Consider the following 17328-nt stretch of genomic DNA (forward strand, 5'->3'; position numbering starts at 1 on the left):
GCGAGAGGGGCGCCGCAAATTTTAAAAAAAAAAAACCCCCCCCCCCCCACCCCCGCTCCTACAAGGGTTATGTTGTGCCTCAGTACCAGCGCGCCTCGCCCGGCGGGCGTTTTTTGAAGCGCTTCATGCTCCACATGTATTGGCTTGGGTAAGCCCGCACGTATTTTTCCACCACTTGGCTCATGGCCGCGCACGCGGTTTCGGTGTCTTCGCTGTACATGGCTTCGGGTGCCGCCTCCAGCATCACTTTAAAGCCCGAACCGTCCGGCAGGCGCACCGCGTGCAGGAACACACCCACTGCTTTGCCGCCCGCCAGCATGTTGGGGACAAACTTGCTGGTCAGGGCCATGGTGCCCAGGAACGGCACGAAGATACCCGCGGACTCGGCAGGTTCGGGATCGGCGGGAATCCCGACCTGGCCACCTTTGCGCACTTCTTTGATGACGCTCAAGATGCCTTCTTTGGTCGACGCGGCCACGCGGTTGCCCAGTTGCACGCGCTGTTTGCGCAGCAATTCATCGACCGCCTTGAGCTTGGGCGGGCGGTAGAAAATGATCGGTTTGCACTGGCTGCAATAGAAGTGATTGAGCACTTCCCAGTTGCCGAGGTGGCTGGTGATGCCGACCACGCCTTTGCCCGAGGCCAAAGCGTCTTTGAGCACGTCCAGGCCTTCGACTTCGCGCACCAGGTCTATCGACCGCTGGGCCGGCCAGATCCATGCACAAGCGCTCTCGGTCAGGCTTTTACCGATGTCTTTGAGGCTTTGACCAACCAGTTGTTCACGGGCCACCGGGTCCATTTCCGGGAAGCATTTGGCCAGGTTGATCCGCACCACTTCGCGTGAGCGATTGGGCAGTTTCCACATCAGCCAGCCAATGGCCGAGCCTACGCGTTGCACTGCGCCCCAAGGGAGCATTGCAAACAACCGTAAAGCCCCGACCAGCAAGGCGCCTTTAAACTTTTCCACAGGCAAATCTCTCAGAAGTAACGATGTCTGTAGGAGCGAGCTTGCCTGGCGAGCTTTTAAAAGATCGCGAGGCAAGCTCGCTCCTACAGGTTTTGCGCAGGCGGCATTCTAACCGGCGTTGGACAGCTCAGCGTAGCGGTCGCACGTGGTGGCGTGGTCCATGACCATGCCGCTGGCCTGCATGAAGGCGTAGCAAATGGTCGGGCCGACGAAGGTAAATCCGGCTTTTTTCAGCGCTTTGCTCATGGCCTCAGCTTCGGGAGTGACGGCCGGAAATTCATGCCGCTCCGTAAAATGGTTGATCTTGGGCTTGCCGCCGACAAACGACCAGAGGAACTCAACCGGGTCTTTGAGCGCCAGCCAGGCTTGGGCGTTGCGCCGCGCGCCGGTGACTTTCAAGCGGTTGCGCACAATCCCCGGATCCAGCAGCAACGCCTCTATCTCGGCGTCTGTCATGGCGGCCAGGCGGTGCACATCAAAGCCGAACATGACCTTGCGATAGTGCTCGCGTTTGCGCAAAACGGTGATCCATGACAAACCGGCCTGGAACCCTTCGAGCAATAGCAACTCGAAGAGCGCATGCGCATCGCGCAACGGCACGCCCCACTCTTGATCGTGATAGGCCGCATACAAAGGGTCATCAGGGCACCAGAAACAACGTGGCATAGAGGCTCCAAGAGGTGGTGGCGCGACCGAATCGGGTATACTCCCGCTCTTTAAATCGCAGCCCAAGAAACAGGTGAATTTGTGAGCCAGCCTACGCCAGCAGTGCGTACCTTCCAAGACTTGATCCTCGCCCTCCAGCAATACTGGGCCGAGCAAGGTTGTGTGGTGCTTCAGCCCTACGATATGGAAGTGGGCGCCGGCACTTTCCATACCGCCACGTTTTTGCGCTCTCTGGGCCCAGAAACCTGGAACGCCGCTTATGTGCAGCCCAGTCGTCGCCCGACTGACGGCCGCTACGGCGAAAACCCGAACCGTCTGCAGCACTACTACCAGTTCCAGGTGGTATTGAAGCCCAATCCGCCTAACTTCCAGGAGCTGTACCTGGGTTCTCTGAAGCACATCGGCCTGGACCCGCTGGTCCACGATATTCGCTTTGTGGAAGACAACTGGGAATCGCCGACCCTGGGCGCCTGGGGCCTGGGCTGGGAAATCTGGCTCAACGGTATGGAAGTCACTCAGTTCACTTACTTCCAGCAAGTTGGCGGCATCGAGTGCTACCCGGTCACCGGCGAAATCACCTACGGCCTTGAGCGTTTGGCGATGTACCTGCAAGGCGTGGATTCAGTCTACGACCTGGTATGGACTGACGGCCCGTTCGGCAAAGTGACCTACGGGGACGTGTTCCATCAAAACGAAGTCGAGCAGTCGACTTACAACTTTGAACACGCCAACGTCGACAAGCTGTTTGAGCTGTTCGATTTCTATGAAAGCGAAGCCAAGCGCCTGATCGAACTCGACCAGCCGCTGCCGCTGCCAAGCTACGAAATGGTGCTCAAGGCCTCTCACACCTTCAACCTGCTGGATGCGCGCCGGGCGATCTCGGTCACCGCGCGTCAGCAATACATTCTGCGTGTGCGGACCCTGGCACGTTCGGTGGCGCAGGCGTATCTCGAAGCTCGCGCCAAGCTGGGCTTCCCGATGGCTCCCCCTGATTTGCGTGATGAAGTGTTGGCTAAGTTGGAGGCTGCACAATGAGTGCTCAAGATTTTCTGGTTGAACTGGGCACTGAAGAACTGCCGCCAAAAGCCCTCAATACCCTGGCCGAAGCCTTTTTGGCGGGTATCGAGAAAGGCCTGCAAAGCGCCGGCCTGAACTTCAAGGCGAAAAAAGTCTATGCCGCACCGCGCCGTCTGGCCGTGCTGCTGACCCAACTCGACACGCAACAGCCTGATCGCAGCATCAACATCGACGGCCCGCCTCGCCAGGCCGCCTTCGACGCTGAAGGTAACCCGACCCAAGCCGCCCTGGGCTTTGCCAAGAAGTGCGGTGTTGAGCTGAGCGACATCGATCAGAGCGGTCCAAAACTGCGTTTCAGCCAAGTGATCATTGGCAAACCGACCGCCAGCCTGCTGCCGACCATCGTGGAAGACTCGCTGAACGACTTGCCGATCCCCAAGCGCATGCGCTGGGGTGCACGCAAAGAAGAGTTCGTGCGTCCAACCCAATGGCTGGTGATGCTGCTGGGTGATGAAGTCATCGACTGCACCATCCTCGCGCAAAAGGCCGGCCGTGACTCTCGCGGTCACCGTTTCCACCATCCGCAAAGCGTGCGCATCACCGCGCCCGCCAACTACCTCGAAGACCTGCGCAAAGCCCGCGTGCTGGCAGACTTCAATGAGCGTCGCGAGCTGATTGCCAAGCGTGTCGAAGAACTGGCCCGCATGCAGGAAGGCACCGCGATCGTGCCACCAAGCCTGCTCGACGAAGTGACCGCGCTGGTTGAGTGGCCGGTACCGCTGGTGTGCTCGTTCGAGGAGCGCTTCCTGGACGTGCCGCAAGAAGCCCTGATCACCACCATGCAGGACAACCAGAAGTATTTCTGCCTGCTGGACATCGACGGCAAGTTGCTGCCGCGCTTCATCACCGTGGCCAACGTCGAGAGCAAGGATCCAAAGCAGATCATCTCGGGCAACGAGAAAGTGGTTCGCCCCCGTCTGACCGACGCCGAGTTCTTCTTCAAGCAAGACAAGAAACAGCCGCTGGAAAGTTTCAACCAGCGTCTGCAGAACGTGGTGTTCCAGGCGCAACTGGGCAGCGTTTACGACAAGGCAGAGCGTGTGTCCAAGCTCGCCGCGTTCATCGCTCCACGCATCGGCGGCGACGCTCAACGCGCAGCCCGTGCAGGCTTGCTCTCCAAGTGCGACCTGGCCACTGAAATGGTCGGCGAGTTCCCGGAGATGCAAGGTATCGCCGGTTACTACTACGCCCTCAATGACGGCGAGCCGGAAGATGTCGCACTGGCGCTGAACGAGCAGTACATGCCGCGCGGTGCGGGTGCTGAACTGCCGGAAACCCTGACCGGTGCGGCAGTGGCCATCGCTGACAAGCTCGATACGCTGGTAGGGATTTTCGGTATCGGCATGCTGCCTACCGGTAGCAAGGACCCGTATGCGCTGCGTCGCGCCGCGTTGGGTATCTTGCGCATCCTGATCGACAAAAAGCTCGACCTCGACCTGACCGACGCGGTGAACTTCGCGGTCAGCGCCTACGGCTCGAAGATCAAGTCGGCAGGTTTGGCGGATCAAGTGCTGGAATTCATCTTCGACCGCCTGCGTGCGCGTTACGAAGACGAAGGCGTGGATGTGGCGACGTACCTGTCGGTTCGTGCGTTGCAGCCGCGTTCGGCGCTGGACTTTGATCAGCGTGTCCAAGCCGTGCAGGCGTTCCGTCAGTTGCCGGAAGCCGAAGCCCTGGCCGCTGTGAACAAGCGTGTATCGAACCTGTTGAGCAAAGTGGAAGGCAAGATTTCGACGAATGTCGAAGCCAAGTTCTTCGACAACGCCAGCGAGTTCTCGCTGTACTCGGCCATTCAAAAGGCGGACGAAGCGGTACAACCGATGGCCGCTGCCCGTCAGTACAACGAAGCGTTGACCCGTCTGGCCTCGCTGCGCGAGCCGGTGGACTCGTTCTTTGAAGCGGTGATGATCAACGCCGATGATGCCAGTGTGCGGGCGAACCGTTACGCGCTGCTGGCACGCCTGCGCAGCCTGTTTCTGGGCGTCGCTGACATTTCGTTGCTGAGCTAAGGGGCCGACGTTGAAACTGCTGATTCTCGATCGGGACGGCGTCATCAACCATGACTCCGACGCTTACATCAAGTCAGTCGAGGAGTGGATTCCGCTCCCCGGCGCGATTGAGGCCATCGCGCAGTTGAGCAAGGCCGGCTGGACGGTTGCGGTTGCAACCAACCAGTCCGGCATTGCCCGCGGCTATTACGACCTCGCCACGCTGGACGCCATGCACGCACGCTTGCGCGCGTTGGTGGCCGAACAGGGTGGCGAGCTTGGCCTGATCGTGTATTGCCCTCACGGCCCCAATGAAGGCTGCGCATGCCGCAAGCCAAAGCCGGGCATGTTGAAAACCATTGCCGCTCATTACGGTGCCGATCTGGCCAAATGCTGGTTTGTGGGCGACAGTTTGGGTGACTTACAGGCCGCACATGCCGTCGATTCACAGCCCGTTTTGGTAAAAACCGGAAAAGGCCTACAAACTTTGACCAAAGTGTTTCCGGTTAATACCCTAATATTTGACGATCTGGCGGCAGTTGCCGCAGAACTTATCCACAAATAGGGCAGGTTTGAACACGCGCCAGCATTCTGTGCACAGGCCTGTTCAGTCATGCCTTATCCGCAACGGTAAAAGTCGCTATGTCGATACTGCAGGCCATCAGAACTTTTTTCTTTTACCTGCTGCTGGGCACCAGCTCTCTGCTGTGGTGTTCACTGAGTTTTTTTGTTGCTCCCTTTTTGTCCTTTCCAGCGCGTTATCGCTTCATCAACGTGTATTGGTGCCGCTGCGCGTTGTGGCTGACGCGGGTGTTTCTGGGCATCAACGTCAAGGTCACCGGGGCTGAACACATCCCTGAGCGCCCGTGCGTGATCCTGGCCAACCACCAAAGTACCTGGGAGACTTTTTTTCTCTCGGCCTACTTTCAGCCGTTGAGCCAGGTGCTCAAGCGCGAACTGTTGTACGTGCCGTTTTTTGGTTGGGCGATGGCAATGCTGCGCCCGATTGCAATTGACCGGGACAACCCGAAAGCGGCGCTCAAAGACATCGCCAAAAAAGGTGATGAGCTGCTCAAGGACAACATCTGGGTGCTGATTTTCCCCGAGGGCACCCGGGTGCCTTACGGTCAGATCGGCAAGTTCTCCCGGGGTGGAACGGCGCTGGCAGTGAACGCCGAGCTGCCGGTACTGCCGATTGCCCACAACGCGGGTAAATTCTGGCCGAAAACCGGCTGGGCCAAGCGCTCTGGCACCATTGAAGTGGTCATTGGCGAGTTGATGTACGCCAACGGCAGCGGTCCACGGGCCATTGCCGAGCTCAATGACCGGGTCCAAGCCTGGAATGAAAATACGCAGCGGGCCTTGGGCGCCTTACCACCGGTGCCGGTGCAGGAAGAATCGATCGTCAGCTAAGCGTTTTGTGGATAACTTGTGCACAAGTTTTGGATTTCTTTTCAAAAGCAGTCGTAACCCAATGATTTACATGCTTATTTCTAGGTATGACTTTTGAACAGAAAACGTGCATAAGTTTTTCTGACGCATAAAAAAACCGACCTTATGGTCGGTTTTTTTGTGCGTTTTATCCGCCCGGCTTTAAACCTTATCGATATTCACGTTTCGGGTTTCCTTGAGGAACAGCATCCCCACAACGAAGCTGACGCCGGTGATCACAATTGGGTACCACAGCCCGTAGAAGATATCCCCGGTGTACACCACCAGCGCAAACGACACCGTCGGCAGGAACCCGCCAAACCAGCCGTTACCAATGTGGTAGGGCAGGGACATCGAGGTGTAGCGGATACGGGTCGGGAACAGCTCGACCATCACCGCCGCCAGAGGGCCGTAGGTCATGGTGGCGATGAGGGTGAGCACCACCATGATCAACACCACCATCGGCTGGTTCACGGTGCTGGGGTCGGCCTTGGCCGGGTAGCCAGCGGCGGCAACGCTTTCGCGCAGGGCAGCTTCGTTGAAACCGATGATCTTTTGCTCACCCACAGTAACCAGTACATCGGCACCCGTCGGAGCGGACTGCGACACGTATGGCAAACCTTGTTTGACCAGGAAGGTTTTGACCTTGTCGCAAGGGCTGTCAAAGCGCGCCTTACCCACCGGGTCGAACTGGAAGGTGCAGGTGGCCGGGTCAGCCGTTACCACAATCGGTGACTGGCGGCTGGCGGTATCAATCTGCGGATTGGCGTAATGGCTCAGGGCTTTGAACAGCGGGAAGTACAGCAGGGTGGCCAGCAGCAGGCCGAGCATCAGAATCGGTTTGCGCCCGACTTTATCGGACAACCAGCCAAAAAAGATGAAGAACGGCGCGCCAATGACCACGCTGATAATCAGCAGCATGTTGGCCTGGGCCGGGTCCATCTTGAGCATTTGGGTGAGGAAGAACAGTACGTAGAACTGCGCCGCATAGAAGGTCACGGCCTGGCCAGCGTTGATACCGAACAGGGCAATCAGGACGATTTTGAGGTTTTCCCATTTGCCGAACGATTCACGGATCGGCGACTTGCTGGTCTTGCCTTCGGCCTTCATTTTGGCGAACGCAGGCGACTCGTGCATGCTCATGCGGATCCAGGTCGAGATGCCCAGTAACACGATGGACAGCAAGAACGGCAAGCGCCAGCCCCACTCTTCAAATTGATCGCCGGTGATGTAACGGCAACTCAGCACCACGATCAGCGAGAGCAGCAGGCCCAGGGTCGCGGTGGACTGAATCCAACTGGTGTTAAAGCCGCGCTTGCCGGGGGCAGCGTGTTCGGCCACATAGGTCGCCGCACCGCCATATTCACCGCCCAACGCCAAGCCCTGGAGCATGCGCAACAGCACCAGCATGATTGGCGCAGCGATGCCGATGCTGGTGTACGTGGGTAGCAGGCCCACCGCGAAGGTCGACAGGCCCATCAGGATGATGGTCATGAGGAAGGTGTATTTGCGCCCGATCATGTCGCCCAAACGGCCAAACACCAGCGCCCCGAACGGTCTCACCAGGAACCCGGCGGCAAACGCCATCAAGGCAAAGATGAACGCAGTGGTGTCGTTGACCCCGGCAAAAAACTGTTTGCTGAGCACGGTCGCCAATGCGCCATACAAGAAAAAGTCATACCACTCGAACACCGTCCCGAGGGATGACGCAAAAATGATCTTTCGTTCTTCACGGCCGGTCGTCCCTTTCGCGGGGACGGCTGCCGATTGTGCAATTGAGTCCGACATATTCAATGTCCTCAGCCCTGTGGGCCACAGTGATTATTGTTGTTGTCCACTGTCGGTTTCGGATGACTGCGACCGAAACCACGATCGCTGTCAGGCGACCGGTACTGCTGCAGTACGGCTGTTACCTGCTTGTTTCTCCAGTGCGTTTAAAGGTGTTGCCAGAATCAATTGCGCGGCCTTTTCACCGATCATCACGGTGGGCGAACACGTATTGCCCGAGACGATAGTCGGCATGATGGATGCGTCCGCAACTCGCAAGCCGGCGATGCCATGCACCCGCAACTCGGCATCGACCACGGCTTCGGCGTCTTGGCCCATGCGACAAGTGCCGACCGGGTGAAAGATCGTCGTACCGATTTTGGCCGCCGCTTCGTGCAATTCCTGCTCGGTTTGCAAATTAGCGCCGGGTAGGTACTCCTCGGGGCTGAAGGTCTGCAGGGCAGAGCTGGCCACGATGCGCCGGGTCAGGCGGATCGCATCGGCGGCGACTTTGAGATCGTCCGGATGGCTCAGGTAATTGGGGTCAATCAAGGGCGCATCATCCGGGTTGGCTGAGCGAATATCGACCCGCCCACGGCTTTTGGGCCGCAGGTTGCACACTGATGCGGTAAACGCCGGGAAGGTGTGCAGCGGCTCGCCAAAGCGCTCCAGCGACAGCGGCTGGACGTGGTACTGCAAATTGGCCGAAGGCTGGTCCGGATCGGATTTAACGAAGGCCCCCAGTTGGCTCGGCGCCATGGCCAATGGACCGCTGCGGTCGTAGGCATAACGCAGGCCCATGCCGACTTTGCCCCACAGGCTGTTGGCCACCTGGTTAAGCGTGCGGGCATTGCTCAGTTTGAAGACCAGGCGCAATTGCAGGTGGTCTTGCAGGTTGCCACCCACACCCGGCAGTTCGTGCTGCACCGTTATCCCCAGGCTCTCCAGCAATGGCCGGGGGCCAATGCCTGAGCGTTGCAAGATGCCGGGAGAGCCGATCGAGCCCGCACTCAGGATAATCTCGCGCCGTGCTGTGAAAGTGTGATCCGCCCCTTGCCAGCGCGCTTTTACCTGCGTGGCGCGGTGGTTTTCAAGCAGCACCTTGTCGACCTGTACACCGGTCAACACGGTCAGATTGGGGCGTTTGAGCACGGGCCGTATAAAGGCTTTCGAGGCGTTCCAGCGCACACCGGCGCGCTGGTTCACTTGAAAGTATCCACAGCCCTGGTTGTCGCCACCGTTGAAGTCATTGACGCTGGCTATGCCGTTTTGTGCGGCCGCGTCGCGGAAGGCATCCAGAATCGACCAGCTATAGCGCTGTTGCTCCACCCGCCATTCACCATCGGCGCCATGCAGCGTCGAGTTGCCGGCGAAGTGTTTTTCGCTGCGTTTGAACAGCGCCAGCACATCTTTCCAGGCCCAGCCGGGGTTGCCCATGTCTGCCCAGCGGTCGTAATCACTGGCCTGGCCGCGCATGTAGATCATGCCGTTGATCGAAGAACTGCCGCCCAGCACCTTACCGCGCGGGTAACTCAGGCTACGGCCTTGCAAGCCGGGCTGGGCTTCGGTTTTGAAGCACCAGTCAGTGCGCGGATTACCGATGCAATAGAGGTAACCCACCGGGATGTGGATCCACGGGTAGTTGTCTTGCCCACCCGCTTCGAGGAGCAGGACTGAGTTCTTGGGATCAGCAGACAGCCGATTCGCCAGCACCGACCCTGCGGGCCCGGCGCCTACGACAATGTAGTCGTAGATCTGATTGGCTGATGGCATGGAGCACCTCGCCTGTTTATTTTTTGTTCTTGTTGTTCTCCATCCTATTGATTAATTTCGAGTTGAAAACGTGTGATTTCACCCATGGCTTGTGCGTTTTTGCACAGCTCGCTTTGCCGGACACGAGGGATGATGATGTTCGACTGGAATGACCTGCGGTATTTCCTGGAGCTCCAGCGCAGCGGGCGCCTGCTCACGGCGGCCAAGCGCCTCAACACCACGCACAGCACCGTGGCGCGGCATATTGAGAGCATTGAACAACACCTGGGCACGGCGCTGTTTGTGCAGCACGCCCAGGGCTACCAACTGACCCCAGCCGGGCAGGCGCTGCTAAAACATGCCGAAGCGATGGAAAACGTCGCCCTGCTGGCCCAGGAAGAAATCACTCAGGCCATCACCCCCTTGGGCAAAATCCGCCTGGGCGTGACCGAAGGCATCGGCATCATGTTTCTCACCTCGCGGTTGCGCGGGTTGTTCGAGCGCTATCCGGGCTTGGAAGTTGAACTGGTGGCGGTGCCGCGCTTTGTCAGCATCCTTAACCGCGAGGCCGAAATAAGCATCCACCTCGACCGCCCGCATGCCGACCTGTTAATCACGCGCAAACTCACCGATTACCGACTGGCGCTGTATGCCAGCCGTGACTACCTCGACAAGGCACCGCCCCTGAACGATCGCGACGACCTGGCCAATCATTTTTGGATCGGCTACGTCGACGACCTGCTGTTCAGCGAAGAACTGCTGTTTATCAACCACTTCTGCCGCAACCCGACCGTGACCTTTCGCAGCACCAGCGTGATAGCCCAACAACAAGCAGCGCGAGCCGGGCTGGGCATTGCCGTGCTGCCCAACTACATGGCCAGCCAAGACCCTGAGTTGGTGCGCGTATTGCCCGAAGAATCAGTGCAACGCAGCTACTGGATCAGCACCCGTCGGGAGTTGCACAAATCAGTGAGGTTGCGGGTTGTGTGGGATTTTTTGCTGGAGCTGTGCAGGGAAGAGCAGGGGGTTTTGTTGGCGGTTTAACCACGGGCAAACGAGAATTCGGCCAACCCCCTTTGCGCCGGGGTTGTCTTTCGTGATGGATTTCGCCACTATCCAACAGATAATCATTCTCAGTAACAATTCCTACAATGTCTCTCTCAGATTCTTCTGTGTTGCATCGGCTGTACAGCGATCACAACGGTTGGTTAAACGGATGGCTGCGTGCACGTCTGGGCAACTCTAGTGATGCTGCCGACTTGGCGCAAGATACCTTCGTACGGGTACTGACGGCACGTAATGTCGAGGCCATTCGTGAACCGCGGACTTATCTGAGCGCCATTGCGCGGGCACTGATGATTGACAAGTTTCGTCGACGCGCCGTGGAACAAGCCTATCTGGACGTACTGATGCGACGTCCGGAGCCTGTGGATATCTCACCGGAGACCCGCCTGCAAATCCTCGAAACCTTGGTGGCCATCGACACCATGCTTGACGCGTTGGGCAAGCGTGCCCGTGAGATCTTTTTGGCCGTGCAACTCGAAGGCTTGAGCTATGTCGCCACCGCAGAGCGTTTTGGGGTGTCAGTGACCACCGTGAAAAAACACATGGTCAGCGCCATGACCCAGTGCCTCATGCTGGTCGAGGATTGAAGCCCATGACAGGCACGCTGGACGCTCAGGTGCTTAAAGCGGCGGCCACTTGGTATGTGCAGCTCACGGCATGTCCTCCCAGCGCTCATCAGCAGCAAGCCTGGCAGGCCTGGTTAGCGCAAAGTTCAGCGCATGCACAGGCGTGGGCCCGGGTGGAAAAGCTGCAACAACAATTAGGCAGTCTGCCCACAGACGTCGCCTTGCCGACGTTGGTAGGCGTACGGGCGCGACGCCGGGCGGTGCTCAAAACCTTGGTGCTGCTATTGGCGGCCGGCGGCACGGGGTGGGGCACCCTTGAACTTGAGCCAGTACAGGCACGAATGGCACAACATCGCACGGCCACAGGGCAGCGCAAGCATTGGCAACTGGCCGATGGCAGCCAGTTGGATCTCAACACCGACAGCGCGGTCGACGTGCACTACAACGACAGTGTTCGGGCATTGCATTTGATTCGTGGCGAGATCCTCATCCAGACGGCTGCTGACTCGCTTGGAAGGCCTTTTATCGTGCACACCCCACAAGGCAGCGTGCGCGCCTTGGGCACCCGATTTAGTGTGCGAAGTGAGGCAGGCAGCACCGAGGTACACGTGATGGAGCATGCCGTTGAGTTACGACCGCTGGCCGACACGAGCCGCGTGCTGCGCCTGGAGAGCGGCCAACAAGCGCATTTTGATCGCCAGCGAGTTAGCGCCCCCAGCGCTTTGCCTGCGGGGGCGGATGCATGGACGCGCGGTATGTTGATGGTGGTGGATGGACGGTTGGCTGACGTGCTGGATGAAATCGGGCGTTACAGGACCGGCATTCTGCACTACAGCCCGGCGGTGGCTAACGTGCGTGTATCCGGAGCTTTTCGCCTGGATGATAGCGATACGCTTCTGCAAAACCTCAGCCGTTCTTTGCCGATTCGCGTGCGCTACCTGACGCGTTATTGGGTTCGTGTGGAGGCGGTGTAAAAAATAACCCGCTCAAGGGTTGCTGATTTCCATTCTCATTCGGCCAAGCACTAAGCGGCGATAACAGCCGCCCCCGTGCCCCCTACCGAAGGAAATTTTCATGCCCCGTTTATCTCTGCGAGCGGCCATGCCTCTGGCCAGCGCTGTGCATCTGGCGCTGCTGGGTGTGACCGGTGCATCGCTCACCGCACTTTCAAGTCAGACCATTGCCCAGACACAGGTCATCGACTACCACATCAGCGCAGGTTCGCTGACCACCACCCTGAGCCAATTTGCCGCGACCTCGCAGGTAACCCTTTCGTTCGCCAGCGAACAAACCCAAGGCCTTGACTCGCCCGGTCTGCAGGGCCAGTACTCGGTTGATGAAGGTCTCAACCGTCTGCTGGTAAACAGCGGCCTGCGTGCACAGCGCCAGAGTAACGGCAGCTATGTGTTGATCCCGGTGAAAACACTGGGCGATACCGCGCTGGAACTGAGCGCGGTGAGTATTTCTGGCAAGGCGCCCGGCTCGACCACCGAAGGTACGGGCTCTTACACCACCGAATCCTCCAGCAGTTCGACCCGGCTGAACCTATCGATCAGGGAAACCCCGCAGTCGGTCACGGTGCTCACCCGCCAGCGGCTGGACGATCAAAAGCTCGATAACCTCACTGACGCGCTGGATGCGACCACGGGCATTACGGTAATTCGCGAAAGCCTGGGGGCTGACAGCACGACCTACCTGTCGCGCGGCTTCCCGATCACCAACTTCGAGATAGATGGGGTGCCGACCTCTTCGCGCATGGACAATTACACCCAAAACACTGCGATGTACGACCGGGTGGAAGTGGTGCGCGGCGCCACCGGGTTGATCAGTGGCCTGGGCAATCCCTCGGCGACCATCAACCTGATCCGCAAACGCCCCACCAGTACGCCCCAAGTGATTCTATCGGCCGAGGCGGGCAGTTGGGATCGCTATGGGTTGAGCGTTGACGTCGGTAGCCCCTTGAACGATACCGGCACGGTACGCGGACGGTTTGTCGCCGACCAAAAGGTCCAGCGTGCCTGGATTGACCGTTTCAATCAGGAATTGACGACGCTGTATGGCATCACCGAATTCGACCTCACAGAGTCGACACTGCTGACCTTGGGGTTCAGTTATCAGGGCACCCACAGCAATGCGCCGATGCGCACTGGCTTCCCGCTGTTTACAACCAATGGTGACCGGACCGACATCAAACGCTCGTTCAACACCTCGCCAGACTGGAGCTATTACGACCGCCACCAGAGCACGCTCTTCACCTCGGTGGAGCATCACTTTGACAATGGTTGGAGCGGCAAGCTGGAATACAGCCACTCGCGTAATGATTACGACACCGTGATCAGTTACATGGACGGCGAGATCGATCCACAGACCGGTGCTGGCGCCCTCATCATGCCGACTCGCTGGGCTGCAGTCCCGCAACAGGACAACCTGGATGCTTACCTGACCGGCTCGTTCCCGTTTTTGGGGCGTGAGCATGAGTTGATCGGCGGTGTCACCCTGTCGCGCCTCGAAGAGCGCGGAACCCCCAATTACGGAGGCTGGCAACAACCGGGGTCGGGCTATGACGGGACTATTGCAGATATCTACAACTGGGACGGCGTGACGCCGAAACCGCACTTCAACAAAGTCGGGGACAGCGACCTGACCGAAACCCAATACGCGGCCTACCTGACCTCACGCTGGCACCTGACCGACGCCGCCAGCCTGATCGTCGGCGCCCGTGTTGTGGATTGGGAACGCGACAACACAAGCCGCCTCAACACCGGCGTCATCAGCAAGACCAACCGGACTGAAACCGGCGTGTTTATTCCTTATGCCGGGTTTGTCTACGACCTTGATGAGGTATGGACGGCGTACGCCAGCTACACCCAAATCTTCAACCCACAGCCTTCTACCGTACGCGACGTCAACGGAACGCCGCTCAACCCGCTAGAAGGCACTGGGTATGAATTGGGTATCAAGGCCGGGTTCTATGAAGGGCGCCTGAATACCAGCCTCGCGTTGTTCCGGGTCGAGCAAGACAACTTGGCCGTAGCCGATGGCGACAAGCTGGCGCCCAACGGCTTCCAGGCCTACAAAGCTGAAAACGGCACCACCAGCAAAGGCGTCGAACTGGAAGTGAATGGCCAACTGACTGAAGGCTGGCAACTGACGGGCGGCTACTCCTATAGCGTCAGCCTCAACTCGGACGGCCAGCGCATCGTCACCGAAATCCCGCGTAACAGCATCAAACTGTTCACCACCTACAACCTGCCTGGCACATGGGACAAACTCACCGTCGGCGGCGGCTTGAACTGGCAAAGCCAATCCGGCTACGACCTGAGCTACGCCACCACCCAAGGCAGCTATGCCTTGGCAAGCCTGATGGCCAAATACCAAATCACACCTGAAGTATCGGCTTCAGTGCACGTCAACAACCTGTTCGACAAGCAATACCTGACCACAACGGCCGCAGGGTTGTATGGCGCGCCGCGAAACGTCATGACAACTTTGCGGTATGCGTTTTGACGAGATGAAAGCCTGAAGGAAGGCGATTCGGGCCAAATGACAAAAGCCCGCCCTGTCTCTCAACAGGGCGGGCTTTTTTGATGGGTTGGGGATAAGTCGCTATCCCCGCTCATCACGCATCAGAAGTCCAGGTTGGACACGGCCAGTGCGTTGCTCTCGATGAAGTCGCGGCGAGGTTCTACCGCGTCGCCCATCAAGGTGTTGAAGATCTGATCGGCGCCGATCGCGTCTTCAATGGTGACTTTCAGCATGCGGCGCACACTTGGGTCCATGGTGGTTTCCCAGAGTTGATCCGGGTTCATTTCACCCAGCCCTTTGTAGCGCTGGATGGTGTGGCGCTTGGTGCTTTCGGCCATCAACCAGTCCAGGGCTTCTTTGAACTCGGTGACTTGCTTGCGACGCTCGCCACGCTGGATGTAAGCACCTTCGTCGAGCAGGGTGCTCAGTTGCGCGCCCAGGGTCACAACGGTTTTATAGTCGTTGCTGCCGAAGAAGTCGCGGTTGAAGGTGATGAAGGTCGACAGACCATGGGAGATCAGTTCGACTTCCGGCAACCAGACGTTACGCTCGCGGTCTTCACGCAGGCTGGCTTTGTACACCAGACCCGACTTCTCAACCAGACGCAGACGCTCTTCGAACTTGGCCATCCAGGCTTGCATGGCAGCATGGTCGCCCAACTGCTCAAGGGTGACGGCCGGCAGGTAGATGAAGTGCTCGGTCAGCTCCTGGGGGTACAGGCGCGACAGACGCTTGAGAGTTTTCATGACCATGCGGAAGTCGTACACCAGACGCTCCAGCGCTTCACCGGAGATGCCAGGCGCATCTTCGTTGAGGTGCAGGCTGGCGTCTTCAAGGGCCGACTGGGTCATGTATTCTTCCATGGCGTCGTCGTCTTTGATGTACTGCTCTTGCTTGCCCTTTTTCACTTTGTACAACGGTGGCTGAGCGATGTAGATGTAGCCACGCTCGATCAGCTCCGGCAACTGACGGAAGAAGAAGGTCAGCAGCAGGGTACGGATGTGCGAACCGTCGACGTCAGCATCGGTCATGATGATGATGTTGTGATAACGCAGTTTGTCGATGTTGTACTCTTCACGGCCGATCCCGCAGCCCAATGCGGTGATCAGGGTGCCGACTTCTTGCGAAGAGATCATCTTGTCGAAACGGGCTTTCTCAACGTTGAGGATTTTACCCTTCAACGGCAGGATGGCCTGGGTACGGCGGTTACGTCCCTGCTTGGCGGAGCCGCCAGCAGAGTCACCTTCCACGAGGTACAGTTCGGACAGCGCCGGGTCTTTTTCCTGGCAGTCGGCCAGTTTGCCCGGCAAGCCTGCGATGTCCAGTGCGCCTTTGCGGCGGGTCATCTCACGGGCTTTACGCGCCGCTTCACGGGCACGGGCGGCGTCGATCATCTTGCCGACGATCAGCTTGGCTTCGTTCGGGTTTTCCAGCAGGAAATCGGAGAAGAACTTGCCCATTTCCTGTTCAACTGCGGTCTTCACTTCAGAAGACACCAGCTTGTCTTTGGTCTGGGAGCTGAATTTCGGGTCCGGGACTTTCACCGAAATAATCGCCGTGAGGCCTTCACGGGCGTCATCACCGGTGGTGGCGACTTTGTGCTTCTTGGCCAAGCCTTCAGCTTCGATGTAGGTGTTGAGGTTACGCGTTAGGGCGGAGCGGAAGCCCACCAGGTGCGTACCGCCATCACGCTGCGGAATGTTGTTGGTGAAGCACAACAGGCTTTCGTTGAAGCTGTCGTTCCACTGCAGGGCCACTTCGACGCCAATACCGTCTTCGCGTTGCACGTTGAAGTGGAACACTTGGTTGACCGTGGTCTTGTTGGTGTTCAAGTACTCAACAAACGCGCGCAGACCGCCTTCGTATTTGAACAGCTCTTCCTTGCCGGAGCGCTCGTCCTTGAGGACGATACCCACACCCGAGTTCAGGAAGGACAGTTCACGAATACGCTTGGCCAGGATGTCCCAGCTGAAGTGAATGTTCTTGAACGTCTCGGCAGATGGCTTGAAGTGAATCTGGGTACCGGTGGTGTCACTTTCACCAACGATTGCCATCGGCGCTTGAGGCACGCCGTGAACGTAGGTCTGTTCCCAGATCTTGCCGCTGCGGCGTACAGTCAGTACCAGCAGTTCCGACAGCGCGTTGACCACCGACACACCTACACCGTGCAGGCCGCCGGATACTTTGTAGGAGTTGTCATCGAATTTACCGCCAGCGTGCAGCACGGTCATGATGACCTCGGCTGCCGATACGCCTTCTTCTTTATGCACATCAACCGGGATGCCGCGGCCGTTGTCGCGCACGGTGATGGATTCATCCGGGTGAATGATGATGGTGATGTCGTCGCAATGGCCGGCCAGCGCTTCGTCGATGGAGTTATCGACTACTTCAAACACCATGTGGTGCAGACCGCTACCATCGTCAGTATCACCAATGTACATACCGGGACGTTTGCGTACGGCATCCAGGCCTTTCAGCACTTTAATGCTCGTTGAGTCGTACGTATTTTCTTCGCTCAAAGCCT

13 protein-coding genes are annotated in these 17328 nt (G+C 58.3%); 8 read left to right on the plus strand and 5 right to left on the minus strand.

Annotated elements, in window-relative coordinates; genetic code table 11:
• Positions 1-79: 79 nt before the first annotated feature.
• Together NTD86_RS14155 and NTD86_RS14160 are read right to left on the minus strand one after the other, a co-directional pair.
• On the minus strand, positions 80-967 hold the full coding sequence (locus NTD86_RS14155) for a lysophospholipid acyltransferase (RefSeq protein ID WP_262203123.1): 888 nt from the start codon (positions 965-967) through the stop codon (positions 80-82).
• Between the two features lie 108 nt (positions 968-1075).
• Positions 1076-1633, minus strand: a complete 558-nt coding sequence (locus tag NTD86_RS14160; RefSeq protein ID WP_262203124.1) for a DNA-3-methyladenine glycosylase I — start codon at positions 1631-1633, stop codon at positions 1076-1078.
• An 81-nt stretch (positions 1634-1714) separates the two neighbouring features.
• Here NTD86_RS14160 and glyQ point away from each other — a divergent pair, with 81 nt between their 5' ends.
• From glyQ to NTD86_RS14180, 4 genes are all read left to right on the plus strand, one after another.
• Positions 1715-2668 (plus strand): glycine--tRNA ligase subunit alpha, encoded by a 954-nt coding sequence (glyQ, locus tag NTD86_RS14165; RefSeq protein WP_003437964.1) that lies wholly within the window; start codon positions 1715-1717, stop codon positions 2666-2668.
• Positions 2665-4719 carry a glycine--tRNA ligase subunit beta gene (glyS, locus tag NTD86_RS14170; protein WP_262203125.1) on the plus strand — a complete coding sequence of 685 codons (2055 nt, stop codon included), beginning with the start codon at positions 2665-2667 and terminating at the stop codon, positions 4717-4719. The genes glyQ and glyS overlap by 4 nt, the downstream gene beginning before the upstream one ends.
• 10 nt (positions 4720-4729) lie before the next feature.
• A complete protein-coding gene (gene gmhB / locus NTD86_RS14175; RefSeq protein ID WP_262203127.1) occupies positions 4730-5263 on the plus strand; it encodes a D-glycero-beta-D-manno-heptose 1,7-bisphosphate 7-phosphatase in 534 nt (177 codons plus the stop codon).
• A 77-nt stretch (positions 5264-5340) separates the two neighbouring features.
• The gene (locus NTD86_RS14180) at positions 5341-6111 is read left to right on the plus strand and encodes a lysophospholipid acyltransferase family protein (protein WP_262203128.1); all 771 of its coding nucleotides are present in this window, start codon (positions 5341-5343) and stop codon (positions 6109-6111) included.
• A 180-nt stretch (positions 6112-6291) separates the two neighbouring features.
• Here the strand turns inward: NTD86_RS14180 and NTD86_RS14185 are convergent, their stop codons facing one another.
• Both NTD86_RS14185 and NTD86_RS14190 read right to left on the minus strand, forming a co-directional pair.
• Positions 6292-7917, minus strand: coding sequence for an MFS transporter (locus NTD86_RS14185; RefSeq protein WP_262203130.1), 1626 nt, complete (start codon positions 7915-7917; stop codon positions 6292-6294).
• A 90-nt stretch (positions 7918-8007) separates the two neighbouring features.
• The gene (locus tag NTD86_RS14190; RefSeq protein WP_262203131.1) at positions 8008-9669 is read right to left on the minus strand and encodes a GMC family oxidoreductase; all 1662 of its coding nucleotides are present in this window, start codon (positions 9667-9669) and stop codon (positions 8008-8010) included.
• A 135-nt stretch (positions 9670-9804) separates the two neighbouring features.
• On the opposite strand from NTD86_RS14190, the gene NTD86_RS14195 reads away from it, so the two are divergent.
• From NTD86_RS14195 to NTD86_RS14210, 4 genes are all read left to right on the plus strand, one after another.
• Positions 9805-10692, plus strand: a complete 888-nt coding sequence (locus NTD86_RS14195) for a LysR family transcriptional regulator (protein WP_262203132.1) — start codon at positions 9805-9807, stop codon at positions 10690-10692.
• 107 nt (positions 10693-10799) lie between these two features.
• Complete coding sequence (locus NTD86_RS14200; RefSeq protein WP_262203133.1) at positions 10800-11300, plus strand: sigma-70 family RNA polymerase sigma factor; 501 nt, start codon at positions 10800-10802, stop codon at positions 11298-11300.
• A 5-nt stretch (positions 11301-11305) separates the two neighbouring features.
• Positions 11306-12253 carry a FecR domain-containing protein gene (locus NTD86_RS14205; protein ID WP_262203134.1) on the plus strand — a complete coding sequence of 316 codons (948 nt, stop codon included), beginning with the start codon at positions 11306-11308 and terminating at the stop codon, positions 12251-12253.
• Between the two features lie 100 nt (positions 12254-12353).
• Positions 12354-14786, plus strand: a complete 2433-nt coding sequence (locus tag NTD86_RS14210; RefSeq protein ID WP_262203135.1) for a TonB-dependent siderophore receptor — start codon at positions 12354-12356, stop codon at positions 14784-14786.
• Positions 14787-14905: 119 nt separating this feature from the next.
• On the opposite strand, the gene gyrB is transcribed toward NTD86_RS14210, so the two are convergent.
• Positions 14906-17323: a DNA topoisomerase (ATP-hydrolyzing) subunit B gene (gyrB, locus tag NTD86_RS14215; protein ID WP_262203136.1), complete on the minus strand. Its 2418-nt coding sequence runs from the start codon at positions 17321-17323 to the stop codon at positions 14906-14908.
• Between the last annotated feature and the right edge of the window lie 5 nt (positions 17324-17328).

The organism is Pseudomonas sp. 7P_10.2_Bac1 (genome assembly GCF_025465935.1).
Taxonomy (GTDB): Bacteria; Pseudomonadota; Gammaproteobacteria; order Pseudomonadales; family Pseudomonadaceae; genus Aquipseudomonas.